Source organism: Chryseobacterium paridis (assembly GCF_016595215.1).
Lineage (GTDB): Bacteria > Bacteroidota > Bacteroidia > Flavobacteriales > Weeksellaceae > Chryseobacterium > Chryseobacterium paridis.
Genome location: NZ_JAENHK010000010.1, coordinates 2,206,675 through 2,228,483 on the forward strand (window position 1 = coordinate 2,206,675; position 21,809 = coordinate 2,228,483).

The 21,809-nt window shown below is 34.3% G+C and carries 21 protein-coding genes; 11 read left to right on the forward strand and 10 right to left on the reverse strand.

Annotated features, from left to right (window positions below; genetic code table 11):
• Positions 1-5: 5 nt before the first annotated feature.
• From sucC to JHL15_RS19460, 4 genes are all read right to left on the reverse strand, one after another.
• Complete coding sequence (sucC, locus tag JHL15_RS19450; protein ID WP_200248473.1) at positions 6-1,196, reverse strand: ADP-forming succinate--CoA ligase subunit beta; 1,191 nt, start codon at positions 1,194-1,196, stop codon at positions 6-8.
• Between the two features lie 203 nt (positions 1,197-1,399).
• Complete coding sequence (locus tag JHL15_RS19455) at positions 1,400-1,786, reverse strand: DUF423 domain-containing protein (protein WP_200248476.1); 387 nt, start codon at positions 1,784-1,786, stop codon at positions 1,400-1,402.
• Between the two features lie 39 nt (positions 1,787-1,825).
• Positions 1,826-1,981 (reverse strand): hypothetical protein, encoded by a 156-nt coding sequence (locus JHL15_RS21280; protein ID WP_234047815.1) that lies wholly within the window; start codon positions 1,979-1,981, stop codon positions 1,826-1,828.
• A gap of 1 nt (position 1,982) precedes the next feature.
• The gene (locus JHL15_RS19460) at positions 1,983-3,311 is read right to left on the reverse strand and encodes a hydroxymethylglutaryl-CoA reductase, degradative (RefSeq protein ID WP_200248479.1); all 1,329 of its coding nucleotides are present in this window, start codon (positions 3,309-3,311) and stop codon (positions 1,983-1,985) included.
• 146 nt (positions 3,312-3,457) lie between these two features.
• On the opposite strand from JHL15_RS19460, the gene JHL15_RS19465 reads away from it, so the two are divergent.
• From JHL15_RS19465 to recA, 8 genes are all read left to right on the forward strand, one after another.
• Positions 3,458-4,717, forward strand: a complete 1,260-nt coding sequence (locus tag JHL15_RS19465) for a putative DNA modification/repair radical SAM protein (RefSeq protein ID WP_200248482.1) — start codon at positions 3,458-3,460, stop codon at positions 4,715-4,717.
• A gap of 198 nt (positions 4,718-4,915) precedes the next feature.
• Positions 4,916-5,674: a TIGR03915 family putative DNA repair protein gene (locus JHL15_RS19470; RefSeq protein ID WP_200248485.1), complete on the forward strand. Its 759-nt coding sequence runs from the start codon at positions 4,916-4,918 to the stop codon at positions 5,672-5,674.
• Between the two features lie 87 nt (positions 5,675-5,761).
• On the forward strand, positions 5,762-6,637 hold the full coding sequence (locus tag JHL15_RS19475) for a DUF4846 domain-containing protein (RefSeq protein WP_200248488.1): 876 nt from the start codon (positions 5,762-5,764) through the stop codon (positions 6,635-6,637).
• An 83-nt stretch (positions 6,638-6,720) separates the two neighbouring features.
• Positions 6,721-7,707 (forward strand): 6-phosphofructokinase, encoded by a 987-nt coding sequence (pfkA, locus tag JHL15_RS19480; RefSeq protein WP_200248490.1) that lies wholly within the window; start codon positions 6,721-6,723, stop codon positions 7,705-7,707.
• Between the two features lie 28 nt (positions 7,708-7,735).
• The gene (gap, locus tag JHL15_RS19485; RefSeq protein WP_089027731.1) at positions 7,736-8,740 is read left to right on the forward strand and encodes a type I glyceraldehyde-3-phosphate dehydrogenase; all 1,005 of its coding nucleotides are present in this window, start codon (positions 7,736-7,738) and stop codon (positions 8,738-8,740) included.
• 416 nt (positions 8,741-9,156) lie between these two features.
• Positions 9,157-9,936, forward strand: coding sequence for a response regulator transcription factor (locus JHL15_RS19490; protein ID WP_200248493.1), 780 nt, complete (start codon positions 9,157-9,159; stop codon positions 9,934-9,936).
• An 87-nt stretch (positions 9,937-10,023) separates the two neighbouring features.
• Complete coding sequence (locus JHL15_RS19495; RefSeq protein WP_200248495.1) at positions 10,024-11,220, forward strand: oxygenase MpaB family protein; 1,197 nt, start codon at positions 10,024-10,026, stop codon at positions 11,218-11,220.
• Between the two features lie 176 nt (positions 11,221-11,396).
• Positions 11,397-12,398 carry a recombinase RecA gene (gene recA, locus JHL15_RS19500; RefSeq protein WP_200248498.1) on the forward strand — a complete coding sequence of 334 codons (1,002 nt, stop codon included), beginning with the start codon at positions 11,397-11,399 and terminating at the stop codon, positions 12,396-12,398.
• A 321-nt stretch (positions 12,399-12,719) separates the two neighbouring features.
• Here recA and JHL15_RS19505 read toward each other — a convergent pair whose 3' ends face one another.
• Positions 12,720-15,617, reverse strand: a complete 2,898-nt coding sequence (locus tag JHL15_RS19505) for an alpha/beta hydrolase family protein (protein WP_200248501.1) — start codon at positions 15,615-15,617, stop codon at positions 12,720-12,722.
• 169 nt (positions 15,618-15,786) lie between these two features.
• On the opposite strand from JHL15_RS19505, the gene htpG reads away from it, so the two are divergent.
• Complete coding sequence (htpG, locus tag JHL15_RS19510) at positions 15,787-17,679, forward strand: molecular chaperone HtpG (protein WP_200248504.1); 1,893 nt, start codon at positions 15,787-15,789, stop codon at positions 17,677-17,679.
• Between the two features lie 181 nt (positions 17,680-17,860).
• Here htpG and JHL15_RS19515 read toward each other — a convergent pair whose 3' ends face one another.
• Complete coding sequence (locus tag JHL15_RS19515; protein ID WP_200248506.1) at positions 17,861-18,175, reverse strand: hypothetical protein; 315 nt, start codon at positions 18,173-18,175, stop codon at positions 17,861-17,863.
• Between the two features lie 10 nt (positions 18,176-18,185).
• A complete protein-coding gene (locus tag JHL15_RS19520; RefSeq protein ID WP_200248509.1) occupies positions 18,186-18,857 on the reverse strand; it encodes a hypothetical protein in 672 nt (223 codons plus the stop codon).
• 166 nt (positions 18,858-19,023) lie between these two features.
• On the opposite strand from JHL15_RS19520, the gene JHL15_RS19525 reads away from it, so the two are divergent.
• Positions 19,024-19,404: a helix-turn-helix transcriptional regulator gene (locus JHL15_RS19525; protein ID WP_200248512.1), complete on the forward strand. Its 381-nt coding sequence runs from the start codon at positions 19,024-19,026 to the stop codon at positions 19,402-19,404.
• A gap of 2 nt (positions 19,405-19,406) precedes the next feature.
• On the opposite strand, the gene JHL15_RS19530 is transcribed toward JHL15_RS19525, so the two are convergent.
• Positions 19,407-19,703 carry an MGMT family protein gene (locus JHL15_RS19530; protein ID WP_200248514.1) on the reverse strand — a complete coding sequence of 99 codons (297 nt, stop codon included), beginning with the start codon at positions 19,701-19,703 and terminating at the stop codon, positions 19,407-19,409.
• A gap of 87 nt (positions 19,704-19,790) precedes the next feature.
• Here JHL15_RS19530 and JHL15_RS19535 point away from each other — a divergent pair, with 87 nt between their 5' ends.
• A complete protein-coding gene (locus tag JHL15_RS19535) occupies positions 19,791-19,937 on the forward strand; it encodes a hypothetical protein (protein ID WP_200248517.1) in 147 nt (48 codons plus the stop codon).
• Positions 19,938-20,142: 205 nt separating this feature from the next.
• On the opposite strand, the gene JHL15_RS19540 is transcribed toward JHL15_RS19535, so the two are convergent.
• Entirely contained in the window at positions 20,143-21,117 is a 975-nt protein-coding gene (locus tag JHL15_RS19540; RefSeq protein ID WP_089027742.1) for a deoxyhypusine synthase family protein, read from the reverse strand.
• 27 nt (positions 21,118-21,144) lie between these two features.
• Positions 21,145-21,795: a hypothetical protein gene (locus JHL15_RS19545; protein WP_200248519.1), complete on the reverse strand. Its 651-nt coding sequence runs from the start codon at positions 21,793-21,795 to the stop codon at positions 21,145-21,147.
• Positions 21,796-21,809 lie beyond the last annotated feature (14 nt).

The window sequence follows — 21,809 nt, forward strand, 5'->3', positions numbered from 1 at the left end:
TAGTCTTATGCTAAAACTTCTTTTACTTTGTTTGCAGCTTCTTCTAAAGTAATTGCAGAGTGTACCGGAAGACCAGACTCATCAATTAATTTTTTAGCTTCTACAGCGTTCGTTCCTTGTAATCTTACGATCAATGGAACAGGTAAGCTTCCCATCGCTTTGTAAGCATCTACAACACCCTGAGCAACTCTGTCACATCTTACGATACCTCCGAAGATGTTGATCAAGATTGCTTTTACATTTGGATCTCTTAAGATGATTCCGAAAGCAGTCTGAACTCTCTGAGCATCAGCAGTACCACCAACGTCAAGGAAGTTAGCAGGGTTACCACCAGATAATTTGATGATATCCATAGTAGCCATTGCAAGACCAGCTCCGTTTACCATACAAGCAACGTTACCATCTAATTTTACGAAGTTAAGACCAGCTTCACCAGCTTCAACATCGATAGGATCTTCTTCTCTTGTATCTCTTAAAGCTTCAAGATCCTTGTGACGGAATAATGAGTTACCATCTAAAGTTACTTTAGCATCTACAGCGATAATTTTGTTATCAGAAGTCTTCAATACCGGGTTGATTTCAAAAAGAGAAGCATCAATTCCTACATATGCGTTATACAAAGATGTAATGAATTTTGTAAATTCTTTGAAAGCATTTCCTTCAAGACCTAAGTTGAAAGCAATTTTTCTAGCCTGGAAACCTTGAAGACCTAAAGCAGGATCAATAAGTTCGTTGTGGATCAAATGAGGAGTTACCTCAGCAACGTGCTCAATATCCATACCTCCTTCAGTAGAATACACGATTGTATTTTTACCTTCAGCTCTATCTAAAAGAATAGAAACATAAAATTCTTTAGTTTCAGATTCTCCAGGATAATAAACGTCTTCTGCAACCAAAACAGAGTTTACTTTTTTACCTTCAGCAGAAGTTTGTGGAGTTACCAACTGCATTCCGATGATGTTCTGTGCATTTTCTTTAAGCTTATCCATGTTTGGAGAAAACTTAACACCACCACCTTTACCACGACCACCTGCGTGAATTTGTGCTTTTACAACCCAAGCTTGTGCTCCGGTTTCAGCAGTTAATTTTTCAGCAGCTGCTACAGCTTCTTCTACATTATTAGCTACGAAACCACGTTGTATTGCTACTCCGTACTTTGATAAAATCTCTTTTGATTGATACTCGTGAAGATTCATATTATTTTTATTATTTTATTTTAAATTTTAAAGGTTGACAAATTTACTAAAAAGACATGGAAGTGCAAGATTCTATGTCCAAAAATTAAAGTTCAATGATCTTGATTTTTAACAGGTCTTCTAATTTTCTTTTATTCGTCAATATATTTTTTAGGATTCGAAATCTTTAGATGGAGTTTTCTCCTCTTAATTTTCTATTGCGTTTATATTTTATTTTTAGCAAAATATAAAATAAGCATTCCCCAACTTAGAATCATCAACAATCCACCAAGTGGAGTAATTGGTCCCAAAAACTTCAGATTGGCTCCAAGATAATCCTGCAGACTTAAAAAATAAATACTGAACGAGAACAACATTGCTCCAGCAATCATTAATATAGAAACCCATTTTTCTGAAGAGGTTTCAAATTTCAAGATATACCCTACAATCAATAAAAAGAAAGCAGCATACATTTGATATCTTACTCCGGTTTCAAAACTTTCAAGTCTTTCAACCGTTAATATTTTCTTTAGAGCGTGCGCGCCGAATGCACCTAAAATTACCGACAGTATGCCATAAACGGCACCAAATACTAAAGTAATTGTTTTCATTGTATCAATTTATGGAAACAGATCTTTGTCGGATCCGTTTTATTTATAGTTTAAAATTTTGAATACCAAAGACAGCGCTCCAATGGCAATTAACATCCATGCGAGCTTCTTACTACTTGCAAAACCCGGATGCTGAGTCACTTTCAGGAAGACACCAAAAACCAATATAAAAGCTGACAATATAATTCCGAACATCTTATTGAGCTCTCATTCTGTTAAATTCACTGATCACTTCATGATGAGTGACTGTCTTATCTTTAAAATAAACAACAAAATGCTGTTTTTCTTCTTCGGTAGCTCCCATCTGATTCAAAATGTTCAAAAGGTGCATTTTCATATGCCCTTTCTGAATTCCTGTGGTCACTAAAGAGCGTAACGCTCCAAAATTCTGTGCTAATCCCGAAACAGCAAGAATACTCATCAATTCCTGAGCAGATGGCTTTCCAAGGAGTGCTAAGGAGAACTTAACCAAAGGATGAAGATTCGTCAACCCTCCTACAACTCCAACGGAAATAGGAAGATCAATCCAAAATCTAAAAATTCCGTTTTCGGTAGTACAATGAGTTAAAGATCTGTATTGTCCATCTCTTGCTGCATAAGCATGTGCGCAGGCTTCAGTTGCTCTAAAATCATTACCTGTAGCAATCACCACAGCATCTACTCCATTCATAATTCCTTTATTGTGAGTCGTTGCACGGAATGGCTCAATCTCAGCGATTGTTACTGCCTGTTTAAATTTTCTTGCAAACTCTTCATTAGAAATTCCGCTATCATCTTTCAGGTCATCAATTTTACAGGAAACCTCAGCACGGACTACACAATCGGGAGTAAAGTTAGATAGGATGTTCATCACAATCTGTAAAGAATCTTTTTCCTCCTGAGTAAAATCTTCTTCTTTTGCTACTTCCTCCTTCAAAGTCTTTCCAAACTGCTCAAGGCATGAATTGATAAAGTTAGCCCCCATAGAATCCACTGTATCAAAACTCGCCTTTAACTGATAATAATGAGCCATATCAGCTGTCTTATCCACCAGCTTAATATCCAAGATCCCACCCCCTCTATTTCTCATATTGGCGGTAATCGCTTCTGTAGCCTCGAACAATTTTTTCTTTAATTTAAAATTAAAGAAATGCAATAGTTTATGAGATTCTACATTAAAGATAAAGTGAGTGTGTCCTAGCTTCTCAGTATTGATAATAGTAGTTTTAAAACCTCCTTTATCGATCCAAAACTTAGCCGCTTTAGAGGCAGCTGCGACTACAGAACTTTCTTCAACGGCCATTGGTAAAGCCACTAACTTTCCATCTATAAGAAAGTTCGGCGCTATTCCATAAGGCATATAGAAATTGGAAATTGTATTTTCAGAAAATTCATCATGAAGTTTCTGAAGTTCTGCATTATCGTTCCAGTATTGTTGTAATATATTTTGATATTCCTGATTACCGTCAAGATATTCATTGACTAACCAGTCCATTTTCCCTTGTTTTGTAAGTTTGGAAAAACCTTCAATCGGTTGATGATTCATAGTATAACTTTAAAGAACCGTAAATATAATGATTTTGATACTTTAATCTGTTGATAACTTTATGTTAAAAAGGGTGACATTTCTCAATTTTGGAATTACTTTTGAACTTAAATTCATACCGTTAAATCGTCCATATACTATTTTAAATGAACTTTGACCGCCTAAAAGAAAAACTCGAAATCCTTGCTGATGCTGCGAAATATGACGTTTCCTGCTCATCCAGTGGAGGAACTCGAAAGAATAAAAAAGGCGCTTTAGGAGACAGTTCCATAAGTGGAATTTGTCATACCTATACTGAAGACGGAAGATGTGTATCTCTTCTGAAAGTTCTTTTGACCAATCACTGTATTTATGATTGTGCTTATTGTGTCTCGAGAAGTTCTAATGATATAAAAAGAGCAGCTTTCACTGTGGAAGAAGTGGTTGATCTAACGATTAACTTTTATAGAAGAAACTATATTGAAGGTCTTTTTCTAAGTTCAGGTATTTTTAAAAATGCCGATACCACCATGGAGCGTTTAGTGAGGGTAGCAAAAAAGTTGCGCCTGGAGGAGAATTTCAATGGATATATTCATTTAAAATCCATTCCTGGAGCAAGTGATGAATTGATGCAGGAAGCCGCTTTATACGCTGATAGATTATCAATCAACCTGGAAATTCCAACAGAAAGTGGGTTGAAATTATTGGCGCCCGAAAAGAACAGAGCGGATATGATAAGCCCAATGCGCTATATCCAGAATGGAATTGCACAATACAATGATGAAAAGAAAATTTTCCGGAAAGTTCCAAAGTTTGTACCTGCAGGACAATCAACACAAATGATTGTGGGGGCAACCAATGAAAATGATCTCCAAATCATAAAAGTAGCTGATCACTTCTATAAAAATTTTAATCTTAAAAGGGTATATTACTCCGGATACGTTCCGGTTCTCGAAGATAAAAGATTACCGTCCTTAACGACGGAAGTTCCCATGCTAAGAGAAAACAGATTATATCAATCTGATTGGCTCATGAGGTTTTATGGTTTTAAAGCAGAAGAAATCTTAGACCCTAATATCCCTTTTCTGGATCTTGAGATCGATCCAAAATTAAGCTGGGCATTAAGGCATCTGGATCAATTTCCAGTAAGTCTTCAGACAGCAGACTATCAAATGATTCTTAGAATACCAGGAATCGGAGTAAAAACAGCTAAAAAAATTGTACAGGCCAGACGCTTCCAAGTTTTGAATATCGATCATCTTAAAAAATTAGGAGCAGCTGTGAACAGGGCAAGGTATTTTATTGATTTCGATGCAGGAAATATGTACCTGAGATATCTGACGGATAAAAATTTCAGAAAGCTTCTTATTGGCGGAAGTTCATCTAAATTTCAGAATCAGTTTTCACAGCAGTTGACCTTATTTTAAAAATGAATTGCACAAATATTTTACAGAATGAACACTATTTCTTTTTACAGTGTCATTCAAAACGAAGCAATGCAGAGTCAAAAATCTATCATCTCCTCACGTCGAAATGACAATTGAAATACTTAACATTAAACTTTGCTCATATGCTTTCAGCATACCAAAAGAAATAACAAGAATTACAAATTGCAATATTAAATAATGACAACCTTACTTTATGATGGAAGCTTCGACGGTCTTTTAACTGCAGTATTTGAAGTATTTGAATACCGCTATAAGGACGTAGAGATTATCAGTAAAGGACATTTTCATCAGGAGAACATTTTTGCTGAAATCCACGAAGTTGTCACACAAAATGATAAGGCAGAAAGAGTTTTGAACAAACTGGAACAGAATATAAGTAAATCTGGAATCCACCAATTATTAAAAGTCTTTTTATCAGAAGATCCAGAGTCAGAACAAATCATTTTATCAGCCATAAAACAATCTATTCAACATCCACAGGAAAATATTCTCCAAAATTATGCTGATAATGATATTTTAAAAATTTCAAAGATTTGCAAATCAGTTGATCGGGAAAAACATAGGATGACAGCCTTTGTAAGGTTTGAGAAAATGCAGGATGGTGTTTTCTTTGCCAAAATAGATCCGGATTTTAATGTCATTCCATTGATTCGAAAACATTTTAAGGACCGTTATCAGGACCAAAAATGGATGATCTACGACCTAAGGAGGCATTACGGAATTTTATATGATCTTGAAAACTGTGACTTCTTTTATCCTGAAGAGAAATTAAATTTGGAACAGTATCAACAAAAACTTCATGATGAGGAAACTCAATATCAAACCCTTTGGCAAAGGTATTTTATAAAAACGAATATTGCGGAAAGGAAGAACTTGAAACTGCATATCCAGCATGTTCCGAAAAGGTATTGGAAATATCTGACTGAAAAGAACTAATTTAAGGCAATTAATGATCTCGTAGATTTAGCAGATAACGCAGATCTTAATATGAGTGCGGATATAAAAATTTCATGATAAAAATATATGATAGTCAAAGTGATAAAAAAGATAGTATGCATAATTGCTTTGGCAACAATTCTAAGCTGCAAAAATGATAAAATAGAAAAGGTAAAACCTGGTGCAAATGAAAGCCCAGCTTCGAAAACTTTAATTAATATCAATAAAAATACGACTAAAGAAAGATTTTCACCACCAAACGGCTATGAATGGATTGAGGGAAAACCTGACTCCTTTGGATATTTTCTTGAGAACTATACTTTAAAACCTTATAAAAGTCAAATTTTGAGATATGATGGCGATCCAATTTCTACCCAGAATCTTCATGAAGCCGTTTTTGATATTGATACCGGAGATAAGGATTTACAGCAATGTGCAGACGCCGTTATCCGTTTAAGAGCTGAATATTTATTCAAGACAAAAAAATTCAACGAAATACAGTTTCATTTTACAAATGGTGATCTCGTTAGCTGGAATGATTACAAAAATGGCATAAGGGCTTTTGTTAATGGTAATTCTGTAAGTTTCAGAAAAACGGCTTCTTTTGATGACTCATATCAAAATTTTAGAAATTACCTCGAGCTCATCTTTAATTATGCTGGAACGATTTCTTTACATAAAGAGACGCAAGCCGTTACAAAAAATACCGATTTAAAAACCGGAGATATTCTCATCACACCAGGAAGCCCTGGACATGTTGTATTTATTTCAGGATCATGCATTAATAGAGAGGGTAAAAAATTATTTCTATTAGCTGAAGGCTTTACGCCTGCTCAATCCATCCACTTACTTTCCAATCCTTTTGATAAAGATCTTTCGCCCTGGTATGATTTAGATGTAAATGCATCTGAAATCAAAACTGCGAGATATTATTTTAAACCTGCCAATTTTAGAAGTTTTTAACAATTTATATCCAAAACTATTATCAAGTTACTACCATAATCTGAACTTGTTTTTGTAAATTTGTGTTCGAAATTTTTTACTAGATGAAAGAAAGTGCTGTAAAAAAAATTGCAGTTCTTACTTCCGGAGGAGATTCTCCAGGTATGAATGCCGCATTAAGAGCGGTAGTAAGAACAGCAAATTATTATAATATTGAATGTTATGGAATAAGAGAAGGTTATAATGGCCTTATCAACGATGACTTCCTAAAAATGGGGCCTCGTTCCGTAAAAAATATAATCAACCAGGGTGGAACTATTTTAAAGTCCGCAAGATCTCAGGAATTCAGAACAAAAGAAGGGCGACAAAAAGCTTACGATAATTGTGTTAAACATGGTGTTGATGCCGTTGTTTGTATTGGTGGAGACGGAACTTTTACAGGAGCCAAGATCTTCAATGAAGAATTCGGAATCAAAGTAATTGGAGTTCCCGGAACTATTGACAACGATATTTTTGGTACAGATAATACCATTGGTTACGACACCGCTCTGAACACTGCAATGGATGCTATTGATAAAATCCGTGATACCGCTACATCTCATAACAGGATATTCTTTATCGAAGTAATGGGTCGAGATGCTGGTTTTATTGCATTGAACAGTGGATTGGCAACCGGAGCTTTAGATATATTAATTCCTGAGAAAAAAGACAGTGTAGATGAACTTTTTGCTACTTTCAGAAATGCTGAAAAAACAGGAAAATCATCAAGTATTGTAGTGGTTGCAGAAGGAGATAAAGTAGCGAATATTTATGAACTTGCAGAGCAGACTCAAAAAGAGTTTCCGGACTATGATATCCGTGTAGCAATTTTGGGACATATACAAAGAGGAGGTTCTCCAAGCTGTGCAGACAGAGTATTGGCAAGCAGACTGGGCTATGGAGCGGTAGTAGGATTGATGGAAGGGAAAACAAATGTAATGGCTGGAATGCGTTCCAATGATATGGTGTATACTCCTATTGAAGAGGCCATTAAAAAGCATAACGAAATCAATAAAGATCTTCTATTGATCTCAGAAATATTAGCAATCTAATTTTTATAATTGTAAAAATCAAAATATTATGTCAACAATTAAAGTAGGTATCAACGGGTTTGGTAGAATTGGACGTCTTGTTTTCAGAGCAATGACTGAAAGAGACAACATTGAGGTAGTAGGAATCAATGACCTTATCAATGCAGAATACATGGCTTACATGTTAAAATATGATTCTGTTCATGGAATTTTCCCAGGTGAAGTATCTGTAGAAGGTAATGATCTTGTAGTGAATGGAAAAAAAATCAGAGTAACTGCAGAGAGAGACCCTAATAACCTAAAGTGGAATGAAATAGGAGCTGACTATATCGTAGAATCTACAGGTCTTTTCTTATCTAAAGATACTGCTCAGGCTCACATTAATGCAGGAGCGAAAAAAGTAATCCTTTCTGCACCTTCTAAAGATGATACTCCAATGTTCGTAATGGGTGTAAACCACAAAGAACTTACAGATGATATCAAAATCTTATCTAATGCTTCATGTACTACAAACTGTTTAGCACCATTAGCTAAAGTAATTCATGATAACTTTGGAATTGTTGAAGGTTTAATGACAACCGTTCATGCTACAACAGCAACTCAAAAAACAGTAGACGGTCCTTCAGTGAAAGATTGGAGAGGTGGTAGAGCTGCTCTTAACAATATTATTCCTTCTTCTACAGGTGCTGCTAAAGCAGTAGGAAAAGTAATTCCTTCATTAAACGGAAAACTTACAGGTATGTCTTTCAGAGTACCAACAGTAGACGTTTCTGTAGTTGACCTTACCGTAAGAATTGAGAAGGCTACTTCTTACGATGAAATCTGTGCTACTATTAAGGCTGCTTCTGAAGGAGAATTAAAAGGTATCTTAGGATACACTGAAGATGCAGTAGTTTCTCAGGATTTCGTAGGAGATAAGAGAACTTCAATCTTCGATAAAGATGCTGGTATTATGCTTTCTCCTAATTTTGTAAAACTTGTTTCTTGGTATGACAACGAAATGGGTTATTCTAACAAATTGGTTGATATGCTTATCCACGCTGCTTCTTTATAATAATTAAACAAGCACTAAAATATATAAACCCCGCTCAAATTTGAGTGGGGTTTTTAGTTTACCATTTCCAAACAACTAATAAAGAAAGTATAAACTATAATTTTTCCTGAATACTTTTTTCCAGCTTAACTATATGTTTTAAAAATCCACATTATTAAAAATTCATTAAAAAATAAATAATAATAAATATTATACTATTTTTAAATAATTTAAGTTTAATAAATTAATGCATTTTAGAAATGTAATTAATTACCAAAAATGACAATTTAATTGAAATTTCTCAAACAGTTTTGGAAATTAAGTTTTCAGGGTTATTAGTTTACAACAAATTTTGCATTTTTTTTGACACAAAAAAATCCCCCAAAAGGGGGATTTCTTAAGAAAATTTTAACTATTTTTAAAACAAAGCTATTTTCATGGAAAATTCTGAAAAAAAACACCCATTGATCGACGTTTGGAATACTTATCCAGGTACAAGAAAAGAGAAGAAAGAAATATTAAACACCCCGCCTATCGAACGTATAATTGGTGAAATGTTTGCCATCGGAGAGTTTTACTATTATGTCATGAATCTCACCAACAGCACTCTTTCTCATCATCATGAAAATATCCTGAAGTTGCATGGTTTAAAAGAATTCCCGGAAAACCTAAAAGAAGTTATCGATCTCACCCATCCTGAAGACATTCCTTTTGTCATAAAAGCAGAGCAAGCTGTTATTGCAAAGATGCTTGAAATTGGACTGGAACATCAACTCTATATCAAATCCAGTTACTGTTTCAGAATGAAAACCGAAAAGGGAAATTATGAATTGTTTCACCATCAGGCCATCCCCACTCTTGAAGACGAGGGAGGAAATTTGGTACAGTCTATCAACATACACACAAATATCAATCATATTACAAAGCACAACCCGAATACGGTTTTGGTATCAGGTATTGGTCCCAGAAATGACTTTCATCAAATTAAAATAGAAGACACCTCTTTATCAGCTCATCACTCTTTAGAAAGCTTAACCAAAAGGGAAGTAGAAGTATTATCCTTAATTGCGAAAGGCTATTCCGGAACAGAAATATCAGAAATACTTATTTTGTCCCAACACACCGTTCGATCTCATCGGAAAAACATTTTAACGAAAACCAATTCCAGAAATGGTAAAGAGCTTCTTAAAAAGGCTTTTGAATGGGGTATTATTTAATGATAAAAATACAACAGGGAAAGGCCGTTTCTTTGATGACAAATCTCATTAGGGTGTTTCGGCGTAAAACTTGTACTTTTATAATAGATGGAGAGATCAACCTTACAACCCCGTTTTAAAAATTCACCTCATTTCAAAGATTTCTGGCAAAAAGGCAATGGAAAACTGCTGATTGAATTCTCCGGAGCTGAAGTAAGTTTCAAAAATTTTGAAAAATTTGCTTCCTACTACTATCATGTAGATGAAGCAGGAGATCAGGTTGTAAAAGATATTTATTTTACAAAAAAATTCCATGAGGCATCTAAGGAGATTGAACATTATGTTAGAAATGGAGTTTCTGAAAATGACAATGTACCGGAAAGTGTAAAAGAGCTTTTTATCCATACTCAAAGAAAACCAGAATGGTTGAATGAAGACCTATTGAAATGGGGTGCTGAACTCTGTATGCGGAGTGGATTAGATGCTTTAATTTCTTTACGGGACTACTGCTTAATTGGTGGCTATGATTATGCTTACCTCAATAAACCTCTTATTGTTACAGAAGCATTAAAGAAGGGAGCTGTTAAACGTCTTTCAGAAACATTGGACTTTTGGGTTAATGCAACACGCTATAATGCATTGGAGATCCATGCTAAAGGTTATGAGTTTGCTATAAAAACAAGACTCATTCATTCTTATGCAAGACTTTCTATTAAAAAGCATTATCAGGGTTGGGATACAGAAAACTGGGGTGAGCCGATTAATTCCTGGGATATGATGGCTACCTATATCGGCTTTAGTCTGGTATTTTTGCACAGCTTACAAAAACTGGGAAATACTTTTTCAACGGAAGAGGAACTTGGTATTTTCCATCTCTGGAAATATGTTGGATATTTACTTGGCATACCGGAAGATCTTTTACCTGATAATAAAAAGCAGGCTACTGAATATTTTTATTTGTGGACATCTATCCAGCCTCCATCGGACAAAGATTCGGTACTTCTTGCGCATTCATTATTAAATGAATCTTTAGAAAATCCCATATTGAAGTTTAATTTCCAAAGAAAAAATCTTCGGTATCTGCATATTTGCTGTACCTGGTTTCTATTGGACAGTGATGTTTGTAAACGATTAAGTATCCCGGATGTTTCTAATAAAAATGCATTTCCGAAAACGAAAAGACTAATCAATATAATATATAATACACTCTTCGGTCGAAAGGCCAGAATTGAAGCTGGAAATAAAAAACATCTTACAGTTTTAGAAGATTATTTAAGAGTCACGGCTGTTTCTAATTTTCATTAGATCATTCAATCTGAAAAGAAAATTTTCGGCATCCTTATATTTCATTCAGAATAAGATAGCTATTATTTGACCAACCAGATTTATTGTTTTTTTAATGTTAAAAAGAGTTTTTGAAATCGAAAAATATTAGCTTTTGATTGCAAAATTATGTACTTTTGAGAAATTATTTTATAGAAATGAGTAACATCGACGATAAGAAAAAAGCACTGGCTCTAGTGCTTGACAAACTAGATAAAACATACGGAAAAGGAACTGTAATGACTTTGGGAGATAATTCTGTTGACAACACAATAGAAGTTATTCCTTCAGGATCTTTGGGATTAGATATCGCACTAGGAGTAGGCGGATATCCTAGAGGAAGAATCATTGAAATTTACGGTCCTGAATCTTCTGGTAAAACAACTCTAACTCTTCACGCTATTGCTGAAGCTCAAAAAGCAGGTGGAATTGCTGCATTTATTGATGCTGAACATGCTTTTGACAGAACTTACGCGGCAAAATTAGGAATTGATTTAGAAAACCTTATTATATCTCAACCAGACAACGGTGAGCAAGCTTTGGAAATTGCTGATAACCTTATCCGCTCAGGAGCTATTGACATTGTTGTTATTGACTCTGTAGCAGCTCTTACTCCTAAAGCTGAAATCGAAGGAGAAATGGGTGATTCAAAAATGGGTCTTCATGCAAGATTAATGTCTCAGGCATTAAGAAAGCTTACAGCCACTATTTCAAAAACAAAATGTACAGTAATTTTCATCAACCAGTTGAGAGAGAAAATTGGTGTTATGTTTGGAAACCCTGAAACAACTACAGGTGGTAACGCTTTGAAATTCTACGCTTCTGTAAGAGTAGATATCAGAAAAGCAAGTGCACCGATCAAAAATGGTGATGAAGCTGTAGGAAGCCGTGTGAAAGTGAAAATTGTTAAAAACAAAGTAGCTCCACCATTCAAGCAAGCTGAATTTGATATTATGTATGGAGAGGGTGTTTCTAAAACAGGAGAGATTCTTGATCAGGCCGTAGAACTAGGAGTTGTAAAGAAAAGTGGTTCTTGGTTCAGCTATGAAGAAACAAAATTAGGACAAGGGCGTGATGCCGTAAAAGATGTTTTAAAAGACAATCCAGAACTTTCTGAAGAATTGGAAAATAAAATTAAAGAAGTATTAAAAAACAAATAGTTTTTTAAACATACCAAAAAAAAGACAGCCATTGAGCTGTCTTTTTTATTTTTATTTACGTTAATTGAGTAATTTTTTATTGCTATTATTACAATATAAGTTTTGGCTGAAGCCAGATGCGGGTAAATGAGTTTCGAGGTGCGGGATTCGGGATTTTTTAGTCCGAGGTTAAATGAAAGTGTTTAGGAAAATCTTTTAATCTTTTAATCTTTTAATCTTTTAATCTTTTAATCTTTTAATCTTTTAATCTTTTAATCTTTTAATCTTTTAATCTTTTAATAAAAAAAACGACAGCTCTCACCGACTGTCGTTTTTTATTATTTAAGGTTTATCCTCTGTTAATTCAAATCCCCAGTCTTTTCCTTTTTGGGTAGCAGAAACACCTTTTGTCATCCAAACCGGAGCTTTAGCTCCTTTAAGATAATAATCAAAAAACTGCTGCTCACGAATTTGTATATCTTTTCTGTTCTGGCGTTTTACAAGATTATGGTCATCACCATTATAATTCAGGAGCCATACGGGTTTTCCAAGACGGCGTAATGCTGTAAACATTTCGATTCCCTGATACCAAGGCACTGCCCCATCTTTATCATTACTCATAATGACTACAGGGGTTTTCACTTTATCAATTGTAAAAAGTGGTGAATTTTTAATATAAAGATCAGGTGCATCCCAAAGATTCTTCCCTAGTCTACTCTGTGATTTCTCATACTGAAACTGTCGGTTCATTCCTGAAGTCCAACGGATACCTCCATATGCAGAAGTCATATTTACAACAGGAGCTCCACTCCATGCAGCTGCATACATATCTGTATGAGCAATAAGATAAGCTACCTGATAACCTCCCCAACTTTGTCCCTGAATTCCAACTTTAGAACCATCTACCCATGAATTTTGCTTTAGCTTTTCAACTCCGGAATTAATGTATTCCATCGCAGATTCACCAGGAAGACCGTCAGTATATGAAATATCAGGAGTAAAAACCAAATACCCATTACTCACAAAGTAAGAGATATTTAATCTTGAAGGAGTTGGAGCTGGAGCTACATAACGGTTCAGGTTATCCGAAAGTTTTTCATAGAAATACACAATCATAGGATACTTTTTGTTTGGATCAAAATTTTCTGGTTTGTACAAAATACCTGTAGAAGTATTTCCCTTTGGCGTTGTCCAATTGATCAGTTCATCCCTTCCCCAATTATAAAGGGTTTGTTGCGGGTTTGTATTACTCAACTTTTGCTGCTCCGAAAAATCTGATGTTGCAAAAATATTGGGAGAATCTGTGTATGATTCTTTTATTAAAACATATTCATCTGCATTTTTTGCTTTTTGAATACTTCGATACCCCCAGGTATCTTCCATTTTGATTTTTACAGGATCTGAATTTGACTGAACAGATGTCTTAAAAATTCCGTTCGCCTTGGATATATTATTAAATGCTGATAAGTAGATAGAAGATTTTCGATTTAAACTTTTAATATCTTTATCTAAACTGTATGTATCAAATGTTATTTTATTTTTACGCCCAAATCCATTAGTCATATTTCTGGGCTTTTTTGAACTGTTCAAGAAAAATTCCCAAAGATCGAAACGGTCCTTGATAATAACAGACTCATCATTGTCCGTCCAGGATGCTATACCATAAGAATTCGGAAAATCCGGCATATCAAACTCTTCATCAACAAAAGAAACCGACAGCCCATTATTGAGTGGAAGCGTTTGTTTTGTCTTAATATTATAACTCAACCATTTCCCCTTCTCTCTGTCAAAAATCACAACAAATTTCCCAAGTGGAGATATGGAAACCGCCCCATCCAGATCTTTAATGATTTCTGTTCTTTCTCCTGTTTTATTATCTATAAGAAAATATGTTTTCTTAGTTGAACCATTCCATTGGGAAGAAATTCGGTTGTTTATACTTGTAATACCTAATGCAAATTCGGCATTCCCTTCGTTTACCAATCGTAAAGTATCCAAATCTACATTATCAATATTTCTGAAAAAATCTGGTTTTTCAGTTTGCATTACGGCAGCGTATGATTTTTTTAAGTCATTTTTCAATTCCTTTAACTGTACCGTTTGCAAATAGTCATCCTTATAATTCCATATATCTACAACAGCATGATCGTTAGCAATCATCGCTGTATCTTTTGCAATAGGTTTTGGAGCAACGCCGAAATACAACTGCTTCCCATTTTTGCTGAAGATAGGTAAACGGTTTTCTGAAATTACCCAATTATTTCTCATTTGAGCATTTTCATTGTTGAGTGTTTCTTTTTTATTTCCTTTAAAATTAAAGTAATACAACTGATAAGACTTCACTAAATCATTTTGTGCCGAAGAAGTTCCTACAAATGCCAGCTGGTTTCCCTCTTCATCAAAAGACAATTGTGAAAAATCACCTTCCATTTCTGAAATTTTATTTACTACTCCCTTTTGCAGATCAACTATTTGTACAGTTTGAAGAGCATATTTTTTAGGCTTCGATTTGTCACTATCCTTTTTATCAGCAGGCTTCTCACTATCTGAATTCTTATCTTCCTTTTTATCCTTATCTTTTTTCTCTTCCGGTTTTTTGGTTACAAAAGCAAGCTGTTTTCCATTTTTACTGAATTCATAACGGAATACATTATCGTAAATGGTGCTTTTCCCATCCAAAAGGTTTCTTACCACCAACTGCAGTGGCTTTGCATTTTTATCTTCATCTTTCTTTTCATCTCCATCTTCTTTATCTGAAGAGTCATCTGAAGATTTGTCTTTTACATTTTCCAGAAGGTAAGCAACGTAAGAACCTCCTTTTTCAGGAATTTTAAATTCTTTTACATTAGGAATTTTCTCCGTTTTACCATTGGAAAAATCAACGATTGCAAGAGTATCTTTCGTTAATTTACTTTGTTTTAGCTTTTTATCTTTTACCGCTTTTATATCTTTATACAATGGACGGATCTGAAAAACGGCAAATCTTGAATCACTCGTTATATCCACTTTTGTTCCCCTTGCAAACTGCCTGGAAGTTTTATTTTTAACTGAATACAAAAAAAGATTAGGATTTCCTTCCTGGACATCTACAGAATAAGCAATCCATTTTCCATCGTTTGAGATTTTTCTTGCCCCAATATTTTGCCAGCTGTCGTAGACGGAATGATTTAAAGGTTGTTTCTGCCCATACATAAAACAGGTCATTATAAGCAGAATAAAAACTGTACATTTCAACTTCATTTTTTAATAATTTTAAACATTAAAAATAAGGTATTTCTTTGACAACTTTGCATAAAACGCCTATTCCATTATAAGTCTAAAGAATGTCAATCTGTCACTTTTGTGTACATGGTATTTTTTTTGAGAAAAAAAACATACAAGTTTTAACACAGTAAAAAATTTAAATACAATGACAAAAGGAAATATTAATGTAAGCGTTGAAAACATTTTTCCACTTATTAAAAAATTTCTTTACAGTGATCACGAAATATTTTTAAGAGAATTAATTTCTAATGCCACTGATGCTACTTTAAAATTAAAGCACCTGACAAGTATTGGCGAAGCTAAAGTAGAATATGGAAATCCTAAGCTTGAAGTAAAAATTAATAAAGAAGAAAAAACGCTTCATATTATTGATCAGGGAATCGGGATGACTGCAGAGGAAGTTGAAAAGTATATCAACCAGGTTGCATTTTCTGGAGCAGAAGAGTTTTTGGAAAAATATAAAGACAGTGCAAAAGACTCAGGAATTATTGGACATTTCGGTTTAGGGTTCTACTCAGCTTTTATGGTTGCTGAAAAAGTAGAAATTCTTACCAAATCTTATAAGGATGAGCCAGCAGTTCGTTGGATATGTGACGGAAGCCCTCAGTTTACTCTTGAAGAAACTACTGATAAGACAGAAAGGGGAACTGAAATTATTCTTCATATCGCAGAGGATTCAACTGAGTTTCTTGAAGAATCAAAAATTCGCGAATTATTATTAAAGTATAATAAATTTATGCCCGTTCCAATTAAATTTGGGACTAAAACACATACACTTCCTTTACCAGAAGGCTCTCCAGAAGATGCTGTAGCTGAAACAGAAGAAGTGGATAATATCATCAATAATCCAAATCCGGCATGGACAATTGCTCCAAGTGATTTAACAAAAGAGGATTATGTAAAGTTCTATCATGAGTTGTACCCAATGCAGTTTGAAGAGCCTCTATTTAACATCCATTTAAATGTTGACTATCCTTTTAATCTGACAGGAGTATTGTTTTTCCCAAAACTAGCCAACAATCTTAATATTGAAAAAGATAAAATTCAATTATATCAAAATCAGGTATATGTTACAGACGAAGTAAAAGGTATCGTTCCGGATTTCTTAATGCTTCTTCGTGGTGTAATTGATTCTCCGGATATTCCATTGAACGTCTCCCGTTCTTATCTACAGGCTGATGGTGCTGTGAAAAAGATATCTTCTTACATCACTAAAAAGGTAGCAGATAAAATGGCTTCTCTTATCAATGAAAGCCGTGAAGATTATGAGAAAAAGTGGAACGACATAAAAATCGTAATTGAATATGGAATGATCTCTGAAGAGAAGTTCTATGAAAAAGCAGACAAATTTACTTTGTATCCAACTGTTGATGGAACTTACTTCTTATGGAATGAACTGACAGAGAAAATCAAACCAGCACAAACTGATAAAGATGGTAACCTGATTATTCTGTATGCATCTAATGCTGATGAGCAACACAGCTATATCCAATCTGCAAAAGATAAAGGCTATGAAGTTCTTCTTTTAGATTCTCCAATCGTTCCTCACGTTATTCAAAAGCTGGAAGGATCAAAAGAGAAAGTTTCTTTTGTAAGAGTAGATTCTGATCACGTTAATAATCTTATCAAGAAAGATGAACCTGTTATTTCTAAATTAAATGACACTGAAAAAGAGTCTTTAAAAAAGAATGTAGAAGAAACAATTAGCGACAAAAAATTCACGGTTCAGCTGGAAGATCTTGATAGTTCAGATGCTCCATTCACTATTACACAGCCTGAATTTATGCGAAGAATGAAAGATATGCAGGCAACTGGCGGAGGTGGAATGTTTGGAATGGGAGGTTTTCCAGAAATGTATAACCTTGTAGTGAATTCTAACAGCGAATTTGCTGGTCAGATATTGAAAACAGAAAATCAGGAAGAAAAAGAAAACCTGATTAAATACGCTTTAGATCTTGCTAAACTTTCTCAAAACTTACTGAAAGGAAAAGATCTTACAGACTTTATTCAAAGAAGCTATAAACAACTTGAGAAATAATATGAGAAAAGCGGTACAGGATTGTACCGCTTTTTTCTTATAAAAACATTTTATAATAATTCTTTCCAATCTTTTTCTTTCCTTATTCTGAGAAAATTATAAATTACAATTCCCAAAGCAGAATTTAATACCTGAATTAAAGATCCGTAATGATTAAAAAAGAATTTTAAAAGCTATATACTTAATCGATACCGTTTTTATTCTCCGATCTGATCAATTTCAAAATGGTCAGGCCGAGCATTATTACTAAAAGAATTATCTGAACAAAAAAGTACCTATCCTCTTTATCAAAAAATTGAATAGCACTTATAGCCATTAAAAAAATATATGCAATAACAGCATTTTTATCTTGTTGTTTCCAAGCTATAATTATCAAAGTAAGAATCATTACAAAACAGATAATTTCAAAGATTAGTCGAAATGCACTATCTAATGCAAACAATGGTGTCAAAGCTAACATTATTACAACTACTATTAAAGCATACTTTAATTTCATTTCTTATATTTTATCGTATTCCACCACCTCTTACACATGTATGATAATCACTTTCCGCATCAGAATTACATGCTACCATATGCGCTGTTGCAAGCCCACCTGCAATAGCCCCACCTACTCCACCTGTAAAAACACCAACTAAAACTGACCCACCAATCTCGATTGCGTAATTCCTCATGCACCTTTTAGATGCGGTAGCAAAAGAAGATTGACAATTAGTTGTTACATTTGCCATGCGCCCAGTATATCCAAGTTGCAGATCTATCTCATTAGTTAGAATTCTTGTTCTTTCATCATCATTATACTTAGCGTAAAAATCAGCATTAGAGTCCCTAAAGGATTGGCTCTGGTCTCTCATTTTTTCGTACAAGGTTATAAGCTCTTTTATATGTACAATTTTTGCCGCCTTATAAAGTTTTTCTAATTCCTCACTTGTCTTAATTCTTTCTATTTCCGATTGAATCATCGAAAAATCAGCATTTTTCTCATTATCCATGATATCTTTGATATCTGATTGAATACTGAGCTGAGTAGACACGTACTCAGATAAATTTCTAGAGCTTGCTTCTCTGCTTTTTAAAGAAACTTTCTCACTTACGGTTAAACTGGAATCTTGGAAATTGGATAAATCTTCATTAGAAGAACATGACTGAAAAACCAGCAGGAATAACGCTCCCACCAAGAATAATCTTTTTTTCATTGTGTTTTTTTTTATTGGTTGTCTTCCAAAACTATAAAAGACAAAACCTTTTTAATGCACAATCCTATTGTATATTTTTTGCATTTTTAGTGTACAACAATTATATATTTTGTATAATTTTTTTTGCATATTTGTAAAAAAATGCGAGATGCAAAAAGAAAAATTACGTTTGATCAGAAAGAGAAAGGGTTATACCCAGCAACAGATTGCTGATATCATTGCAACCGATGTTTCCAACTATAGCAGAAAGGAAAGCGGCGACGTAAAGATTGTAAGGGCTGAATGGGAAAAAATAGCTAATTTTTTGGATGTTACTATGGAAGACATCTATGAAGAAGATGATGCCCAAATCGTTGTTAACAATGACCATCCCGTATTTAATGACAGTTCGGCATCAGGTGTTTATCAATATAACAACAGTACAATTCCGCTTTCTATTGTGGAGAACCTTCAGGAATATATTTCTTTATTAAAAGCAGAAAACCTTAAGTTAAATGAAGAATTAAAAAGTTTAAAAGGAAAAAAATAAATTTATAATTCTGCAAGAGGATCCCAAAAAAGTTTCTTAAAATTTTTGATTCTAAAATTCTCAACTACAACACCCTCAGCTTCGAGCTTAGGCTGAAATTCTTTTACTGATAAAGTTCCGGAACTTGAAATCACACGATGTGCCGGAACATCTTTAGGACATCCTCCCATTGCTTTACCCACATGACGGGAATGATTCGGATAGCCAACTGCTTTTGCTATCGCACCATAAGAAGACACCCGACCTTTTGGAATAAGTCTCGTAATCTCATAAATCTGTTGCTTAAATACCTCGTCCATATCCGATAGATTATGTTTATTTAAATATTTGCATCATTTTTGAAGGATAGTAACCTCAATGATATTTCTCATTAAAAATATAAAGTTATGAAAAAATCATTCTTCCGCCTCCTGAATACAATTAATAAAAAGATTCTTCCTAAGTTGAGTGATAAAGATCCGAGTTCATTAACGAAGATCCAAAAAGGTATTTTAGCTTATCGTTATTTCGTCCTTGTAAATTCGCTGGATTAAACAATAGGGAGATAATTTTCATCTCGCTGATTTAGCAGCTGACGCAGATTTTTAATCTTACCTGAAGGGTTACTGTTTTCCTTATTTAACTACCTTTAAAACGTCAGAAGATCCTTTATTTCTGCCATATACTAACAAAAAAACGCCCCAATAATTGAAGCGTTTTAAATTATTATTCACCATCAATCTGGTGATATAGTTATTTTTATGAATTCTCTAAAATATAAGAGAACATTAGCGGAGCACAAATAGTAGCATCACTTTCAACGATAAATTTCGGCGTTGTGATATCCAATTTACCCCATGTAATTTTCTCATTTGGAACAGCTCCTGAATATGACCCATAAGAAGTTGTAGAATCAGAGATCTGGCAGAAATAAGACCAGAAAGGCACATCATGCATTTCCATATCCTGATACAACATTGGTACTACACAAATAGGGAAATCTCCTGCAATTCCTCCACCAATCTGGAAGAATCCAACTCCTTTTCCTGCAGAGTTTTTAGTATACCAATCTGCCAAATACATCATGTATTCAATTCCAGATTTCATTGTAGTAGCTGTAAGTTCTCCTTTGATACAATAAGAAGCGAAAATATTTCCCATTGTTGAATCTTCCCATCCAGGAACAACAATTGGAAGATTTTTTTCTGCTGCAGCGATCATCCAGGAATTCTCTCTTGGAATCTCATAATACTGCTCCAAAACTCCGGAAAGGATCATTTTGTACATATACTCATGTGGAAAATATCTCTCCCCTTTTGCTTCAGCATCTTTCCAGATCTCTACGATATGTTTCTGCAATCTTCTGAAAGCTTCCTCCTCAGGAATACATGTATCTGTAACTCTGTTTAAACCTCTTTCTAACAAGTCCCACTCTTCCTGTGGTGTAAGATCTCTGTAATGAGGAACTCTTTCATAGTGAGAATGTGCAACAAGATTCATTAAATCTTCTTCAAGATTTGCTCCGGTACATGAAATAAAGTCTACTTTATCCTGACGGATCATTTCAGCAAGAATTTTCCCTAACTCAGCGGTAGACATAGCTCCAGCTAAAGTTATCATCATCTTTCCGCCATCTTTAAGATGTGCAACATAACCTTTTGATGCATCCACCAATGCAGCTGCATTAAAGTGCAGATAATATTTCTCTATAAACTCAGAAATTGGCTTGTTCATTTATTTTGATTTTTGCAAAGATAAAACTTAAAATCGGAATGTAGCAGCAGCGCTTAGAGAAAGTCTCGTTAATCCTTCTTTCTGATCATCTCCTAAATTAACACTAGTTCCATTGATCGTCATTTTGCTTAATGTTCCTGCAGTAACTCCCAATTTTGGACCTATGAAGAAATGTTTAGACACCTCATATTGGTAAGCAAAATCCGCTTCCAGTCCCAGGTTGGCACCTGTTCCTTTTACATTTCCAGTCTTAGTTGTATAAGTAATTGCTCCTAATGCAACATCATAAAAGAATTTATGCTTTGATTCATCATTAAAATTTGAATACATAAAAGCAGGTCCAAAAAAGTTAATATGATCTTTTGTACTTACATTTCCCGAAACCATTTGTCCCGTATTAGTGTCTCTGACAGTAATTCTTCCATCACTTGATGCACTATAGTTAGAATATTTTACTCCAAGATTAATGTTTCCTTTTACATTGTAGTAGGCTGCGATGTCGAAGTTGACTCCGCTCTTTAATCCTTTGATATAATCTCTCGTATCCCTTGAAATGTTTGAAGGCATCTTAGCTACTCTCCATGCATATCCTACTGATGGAATAATTGAAATTTTCTGCTGAGCCAGAGATAGCATAGAAATTGAAAGCGCTCCTAAAAGTGTAATTTTCTTTATCATTTGTTTTAAATTTC